Genomic DNA, 6,556 nt, shown 5'->3' on the forward strand with positions numbered 1-6,556 from the left:
CCGATGACCGACCTCGTCCACGACCTGCGAGCCGCCCTCGGCGAGAGCGCGGTGCTGACCGATCCGGCCGACATGGCGGCGTACGTCACCGACTGGACCGGCAGCTTCACCGGCACCGCCCTCGCGGTCGTGCGCCCGGCCTCGACCGCCGAGGTCGCGACGGCGGTCCGGCTGTGCGCGGAGGCGGGCGTCGGGGTCGTCCCGCAGGGCGGCAACACCGGCCTCGTCGGCGGCGGTGTGCCCGACTCCGGCAGCGACCAGATCGTGCTCTCGCTCGGTCGGATGCGGCGGGTCCGGGAGGTCGACCCGGTCGCCGACACGCTCGTCGTCGAGGCCGGAACGCCCTTGGCGACCGCGCAGGAGGCCGCCGCGGCCGCCGGGCGGCTCTTCCCGCTCTCGCTCGGCTCGGAGGGCTCGTGCACCATCGGGGGCACGATCGCGACCAACGCCGGCGGCACCGCGGTGCTGCGCTACGGGATGATGCGCGAGCTGGTGCTCGGGCTCGAGGTGGTGCTCCCCGACGGCCGCGTCTGGGACGGGCTGCGACCGCTGCGCAAGGACAACACCGGCTACGACCTCAAGCAGCTCTTCATCGGCTCCGAGGGCACGCTCGGCGTCGTCACTGCCGCCGTGCTGCGGCTGCTGCCCGCGACACCGCGCCGGGCGACCGCCTTCGTCGCGCTCGAGTCGGTCGAGGCCGCGACCGAGCTGCTTCCCCTGCTCCGCGAGCACGGTGGCGGTCAGCTGACCACCTGGGAGCTCCTCGGCCGGCAGGCGCTCGACCTGGTCCTCGCCCACCTGCCCGGCGTGCGCGACCCGTTCGCGGAGCGGCACGAGTGGTACGGGCTCGTCGAGCTCGCCGGCACCTCCACCGACGTGGACGAGCGCCTCGAGTCGGCCCTCGGGGCCGCCGCCGAGCAGGGACTGCTCGTCGATGCCGTGATCGCCGGCAGCCCGGCCCAGCGCGAGTCGCTGTGGGCGCTGCGCGAAGGCGTATCGGAGGCGCAGAAGAGCGAGGGCACCACCCTCAAGCACGACGTCACCCTGCCGATCACGTCCCTGTCCCGGTTCGTCGCCGAGGTCGGCCCTGCGCTGCTCGCCGCGCTGCCGGGGCTGCGGCTGGTGACGTACGGACACATCGGGGACGGCAACCTGCACTACAACATCTCCGCGCCCGTCGGCGATGACGCGGCGCTGAAGCGGGACGCTCCCGCCCTGACCCGGATCGTCTACGACGCCGTCACCGCGCTCGGCGGCAGCATCTCCGCCGAGCACGGGATCGGCGCGCTCAAGCGGGATGCGGCGGCTGCGTACAAGACGGGTGTCGAGGTCGACCTCCTGCGTGCCGTCAAGCAGGCGATCGACCCCGACGGGGTGATGAACCCTCGCAAGGTGCTGTGAGTCAGAGCAGCGCTCTGCCTGAAGCAGAATCGCTTGCCGCGTGGCGTTCGCGGTGATTGCGTGTCCTCATGCGAATCCTGGTGCTCGGCGGCACAGTCTTCCTCTCCCGCGCAGTGGCGGAGTCGGCAGTACGCAGCGGTCACGAGGTGGTCTGCGCAGCGCGCGGCCGGTCGGGGACCGTCCCGGAGGGCGCGGAGCTGGTGCCGTGGGACCGCACCGAGACACCTCCCTCCGCCCTGACGGCTGCGAAGTTCGACGCGGTCGTCGACGTGGCCCGGATCCCCTCGTTGGTTCGCTCTGCCGTCGCCGCCTTCAGCGATGCCCACTGGGTCTTCGTCTCGACCATCAGCGTGTACGCCGACCACGGCACCCCCGGCGGCACTCCGGACTCGCTCCCTGTCCTCGCTCCGGCGACGGACGACGTCGAGGATGACGACCCCGATGCGTACGGCTCGATGAAGGTCGCCTGCGAGGAGCTCGTCCGTGCGGGTGCGGCCTCAGCCACCGTCGTCCGCCCCGGCCTGATCGTGGGCCCAGGGGACCCCAGCGGCCGGTTCTCCTACTGGCCGCGGCGCCTGAGAGCCGGCGGCGAGATCCTCGCTCCCGGCACGCCCGACGACAGCACCCAGGTCATCGACGTACGCGACCTGGCGGACTGGATCCTCCACTGCGCCACCAACCGGACCGATGGCACCTTCGACGCCACCGGTCCGTCGATGCCGATCAGCACCCTGCTGACCGAGACCGCGAGCGGCGTCGGCACCACCCCGGCCTGGAGCTGGCTCCCCCAGGACTTCCTCCAGGCCAACGACGTCGACCCCTGGTCAGGCGCCGGCTCGATCCCGCTGTGGCTCCCCCGCCCCGAGTACGACGGGATGCTCGCCCACGACACCACCTCGGCCATGGCAGCCGGCCTCACCACCCGCCCGATCGCCGAGACCGCCCGAGACTCCCTCGCCTGGCTGGAGGCCACCCCCGATGCGTACGTCACCGGCATCTCGCCGACCCGCGAGGCCGAGCTCCTCGACGTGTGGCGTCAGAGCCCCTGGGCGACCCGGTAGAACACCTGGTTCCAGCGCACCTGGTCGGCGAAGCCGCGACGGGTGGTGGACTCGTCGATGACCAGCAGCTCGGTGCGGGCGATGTTGGCGAAGACCTCGAAGGCCTCGATCCCGGCGGCGGTCGACATCACCGTGTGGTGCGCGCCGCCGGCGGTCAGCCAGGCCTCGGCCGAGGTCGCGAAGTCGGGGCGCGGGGCCCAGACGGCGCGCGCGACCGGCAGGTTGGGCAGCGCCTGCGTCGGGGGGACGACGTCGACCACGTTGGCGGTCAGCCGGAAGCGGTCGCGCATGTCGGCCAGCGAGACGACCACGGCACCCTCGCCAGGATCGGCGTCGAAGACCATCCGGACCGGGTCCTCGCGGTCGCCGATGCCGAGCGGGTGGATCTCGACGCGCGGGGTGGAGGTCGTCAGCGAGGGGCAGACCTCGAGCATGTGGGCACCGAGGATGACCTCCGCGCCCGGGGTGAGGTCGTAGGTGTAGTCCTCCATCAGGGAGGCGCCACCGGGCAGCCCCTCCCCCATCACCTTCGCGGCCCGCACCAGGACCGCGGTCTTCCAGTCGCCCTCGGCACCGAAGCCGTAGCCCTTGCTCATCAGCCGCTGCACCGCGATGCCGGGGAGCTGGCGCAGGCCACCGAGGTCCTCGAAGTTGGTGGTGAACGCCTTCGCGTCCCGCTCCACCAGGAACGCCTCCATGGCGATCTCCTGGCGGGCGGCGTAGCGCAGCGAGTCGTGACGCTCGCCGCCACGGCGGAGCTCGGGGACGACGTCGTAGAGGTCCTCGTACTCGGCGACGAGCGCGTCCACGGCGGCCTCGTCCACGGCCTCGACGGCGGCGACCAGGTCGTTGACACCCCAGGTGTTGACCGAGACGCCGAAGCGCAGCTCGGCCTCGGTCTTGTCGCCCTCGGTGACCGCGACGTTGCGCATGTTGTCGCCGAAACGGACCAGGTTGAGCCCGTGGGTGGCGGCCCAGCCGGCGGCGCCGCGGACCCAGGTGCCGACGCGACGGGTGACCGCCGGGTTGGAGACGTGCCCGACGACGGTGGTGCGGGCGACGCCGAGGCGGGTGGCGATGTAGGCGTACTCACGGTCGCCGTGCGCGGCCTGGTTGAGGTTCATGAAGTCCATGTCGATCTCCGACCAGGGGAGCTCGACGTTGGCCTGGGTGTGCAGGTGCAGGAGCGGCTTCTGCAGCGCGTCCAGGCCGGCGATCCACATCTTGGCCGGGCTGAAGGTGTGCATCCAGGTGATGACGCCGAGGACGTTGTCGTCGGAGTTGGCCTCGAGCATCGCCCGGCGGATGGCCGCCGAGTCCTTCAGGACGGGCTTCCACACGACCTTCGCCGGTACGTCGCCGGAGGCGTCCAGCGCACGGGCGACCTCCTGGGACTGCTCAGCGACCTGGCGAAGGGTCTCCTCGCCGTAGAGGTCCTGGCTGCCGGTGAAGAACCAGACCTCGCGGTCGCCATAGGGTTTCGGCGCTGTGGGGTTGCTCATGTGGGGGGTCCTTCCAGTGCTGGATGTGGTTCGAGGACGGCGCAGCTCAGTGCTGGCCGTAGACGTTCTGGTAGCGGTCGTAGAGCGCGTCGACGTGATGGGGGTCGATCGGGAGCGGCTGGCCGAGCTGGCGCGCGATGTGCACCGTGCGGGCGACCTCCTCGCACATCACCGCGGCCTTGACCGCCGCGCGGCCGTCCTTGCCGATGGTGAACGGGCCGTGGTTCTGCATGAGCACCGCGGGGCTGTGCGAGTCGCGCAGCGTCTCCACGATGCCGCGCCCGATCGAGTCGTCGCCGATGATCGCGAACGGGCCGACCGGGACCGGGCCGCCGAACTCGTCGGCCATCATCGTCAGCACGCAGGGGATCTCCTCCCCCCGCGCCGCCCAGGCGGTGGCGTAGGTGGAGTGGGTGTGGACCACTCCCCCGACCTCGGGCATGTTGGCATAGACGTACGCATGGGCGGCGGTGTCCGAGGACGGCGACCGCTCACCCTCGACGAGGTTGCCGGCCAGGTCGCACACGACCATCGCCTCGGCGGTGATGTCCTCGTAGGCGACACCGGAGGGCTTGATGACCAGCAGGTCCTCCCCGTCCGGGTTCGACACCCGCTCGGAGACGTTCCCGGCGGTCCACACGACCAGCTCCCAGCGGGGCAGCTCGGCGTGCAGCGCGGCGACGCGCTCCTTGGCGGCGTCGACGGCGGTGCGAAGCGCGGCGGGTACGCCGGTCATCACTGGTCTCCTTCTGCTGCGGTTCCTGCGGTCGGGGCGAGCGCGGCCACGGCGGCGCGCTCGATGTCCAGGCCGGCCTCGTAACGCTCGAGATAGGTCCGGAACCCGGCCAGGTCGGCGGCGTCCGGCTCGACGACCTCGAGGTCGATGTCACCGAAGACGCGCTCGGCGAGGTAGGCGCTCAGGCCGAGGTCGTCCTCGCCCTCGGCCGCCCGGGCGTACGCAGCCAGGACCGCGATCCCCCAGGCGCCACCCTCGCCGGCGGTACGGCCGACAGCGACCGGGGCGCCGATGGCCGCGGCGAGCAGCCGCTGGGCGACGCCCGCGGTGCGGAACAGGCCACCATGGGCGAACATCGCGTCGATCTCGACGCCCTGATCGGCGAGGACGCGCATGCCGAGGGCGAGCGTGCCGAAGACGCCGTAGACCTGGGCGCGCGCGAACCCGGCGAGGTCGAGGCGGCCGCCGGGGGTGCGTACGAACAGCGGGCGGCCCTCGTCGAGGCCGGTGATGGGCTCGCCGGCCAGGTAGTTGTAGGCCAGCAGGCCGCCGCCGTCGGGCGAGCCCTTCAGGGCCGCGGTGAGCAGGGCTCCGAAGACGGCGTCGGGTTCGCAGGGGTGGCCGAGCGCGGCCGCGAACTCGCCGAAGACCCCGGCCCAGGCGTCGAGCTCGCTGGCGCCGTTGTTGCAGTGCACCATCGCGACCGGGTCGCCGGCCGGGGTGGTGACGATGTCGATGGCGTGGTGGACGGTCGCCAGCGGGGCCTCGAGGACGACCATCGCGAAGATCGAGGTGCCGGCGCTGACGTTCCCGGTGCGCTTGGCCACGGAGTTGGTGGCGACCATCCCGGTGCCGGCGTCGCCCTCGGGCGGGCACAGCGGGATGCCTGCGTGGAGCGTGCCTGTCGGGTCGAGCAGCGCGGCACCCTCCTCGGTGAGCCGGCCGGCGGCGGCGCCTGCCGGGAGGACCTGCGGGAGCAGCCCCTCGACCCGCAGACCGGGGCGCTTGGCGGCGGCCAGATGACCGAGCTGCTCGAGCATCCGCTGGTCGTAGGTTCCGGTGGCCGGATCGATGGGGAAGACGCCGGAGGCGTCGCCGACACCGAGCACGTGGTGTCCGGTGAGCGCGCGGTGGACGTAGCCCGCGAGCGTGGTCAGCGAGGCGATCTTCGGCAGGTGGGGCTCGTCGTCGAGGATGGCCTGGTAGAGATGAGCGACCGACCAGCGCAACGGGATGTTGGTGCCGAAGAGCTCCGACAGCTCGGCCGCGGCGACGGCGGTGTTGGTGTTGCGCCAGGTGCGGAAGGGCACCAGCAGCTCGCCGGCCTCGTCGAAGGCGAGGTAGCCGTGCATCATCGCCGAGACCCCGATCGACCCGAAGGTGTCCGGACGACGGCCGTAGCGGCGCTCGACCTCGTCACCGAGGGCGGCCACCGCGCCCTGCACACCTGCCCAGACCGCCTCGAGCGAGTAGGTCCACAGGCCGTCGACGAGCTCGTTCTCCCACAGATGGGAGCCGGTGGCGACGGTCGCGTGGTCGGGCCCGATCAGGCACGCCTTGATCGTGGTGGAGCCCAGCTCGATGCCGAGCGCGGTCTCTCCGAGGTCAGGCAGGCGGCCTGTTCGCTGCGTCATCACGGCTCCGTTTCTGCCCGACGGCTCGGGGTGGGGTTCGAGGCGATGTGAACGCTAACATATGACGGCCGGGTTACCTCTGTGTTCCCCGTAGCCCTCTGCCGAGACGTCAGCCCCGTCGGACGACACGTCAGCCCCGTCGGACGACACGTCAGCCCCGTCGGACGACACGTCAGCCCCGTCGGACGACACGTCAGCCCCGTCGGACGACACGTCAGCCCC

At 72.0% G+C, this 6,556-nt stretch carries 5 protein-coding genes; 2 read left to right on the top strand and 3 right to left on the bottom strand.

Annotated elements, in window-relative coordinates:
- Positions 1–3 precede the first annotated feature (3 nt).
- Both ACFV9G_RS21470 and ACFV9G_RS21475 read left to right on the top strand, forming a co-directional pair.
- A complete protein-coding gene (locus ACFV9G_RS21470) occupies positions 4–1,401 on the top strand; it encodes an FAD-binding oxidoreductase (RefSeq protein ID WP_378729669.1) in 1,398 nt (465 codons plus the stop codon).
- Positions 1,402–1,469: 68 nt separating this feature from the next.
- On the top strand, positions 1,470–2,462 hold the full coding sequence (locus tag ACFV9G_RS21475) for an NAD-dependent epimerase/dehydratase family protein (RefSeq protein WP_378729671.1): 993 nt from the start codon (positions 1,470–1,472) through the stop codon (positions 2,460–2,462).
- On the opposite strand, the gene araA is transcribed toward ACFV9G_RS21475, so the two are convergent.
- From araA to ACFV9G_RS21490, 3 genes are read right to left on the bottom strand one after another with little or no spacing between them, the layout of a single operon-like run.
- A complete protein-coding gene (gene araA / locus ACFV9G_RS21480; RefSeq protein ID WP_378729673.1) occupies positions 2,438–3,964 on the bottom strand; it encodes an L-arabinose isomerase in 1,527 nt (508 codons plus the stop codon). The two genes, ACFV9G_RS21475 and araA, sit on opposite strands and share 25 nt — an antisense overlap.
- 46 nt (positions 3,965–4,010) lie before the next feature.
- Positions 4,011–4,700: an L-ribulose-5-phosphate 4-epimerase gene (locus tag ACFV9G_RS21485; RefSeq protein WP_378729675.1), complete on the bottom strand. Its 690-nt coding sequence runs from the start codon at positions 4,698–4,700 to the stop codon at positions 4,011–4,013.
- On the bottom strand, positions 4,700–6,334 hold the full coding sequence (locus ACFV9G_RS21490; RefSeq protein WP_378729677.1) for a xylulokinase: 1,635 nt from the start codon (positions 6,332–6,334) through the stop codon (positions 4,700–4,702). The genes ACFV9G_RS21485 and ACFV9G_RS21490 overlap by 1 nt, the downstream gene beginning before the upstream one ends.
- Between the last annotated feature and the right edge of the window lie 222 nt (positions 6,335–6,556).

Source organism: Nocardioides sp. NPDC059952 (assembly GCF_042730435.1).
In the GTDB taxonomy this organism is placed as follows: domain Bacteria; phylum Actinomycetota; class Actinomycetes; order Propionibacteriales; family Nocardioidaceae; genus Nocardioides.

Coding starts and splice junctions, on each gene's coding strand:
- ACFV9G_RS21470 (WP_378729669.1), top strand. CDS start 4: ATGACCGACCTCGTCCACGACCTGCGAGCCGCCCTCGGCGAGAGCGCG.
- ACFV9G_RS21475 (WP_378729671.1), top strand. CDS start 1,470: ATGCGAATCCTGGTGCTCGGCGGCACAGTCTTCCTCTCCCGCGCAGTG.
- araA (WP_378729673.1), bottom strand. CDS start 3,964: ATGAGCAACCCCACAGCGCCGAAACCCTATGGCGACCGCGAGGTCTGG.
- ACFV9G_RS21485 (WP_378729675.1), bottom strand. CDS start 4,700: ATGACCGGCGTACCCGCCGCGCTTCGCACCGCCGTCGACGCCGCCAAG.
- ACFV9G_RS21490 (WP_378729677.1), bottom strand. CDS start 6,334: ATGACGCAGCGAACAGGCCGCCTGCCTGACCTCGGAGAGACCGCGCTC.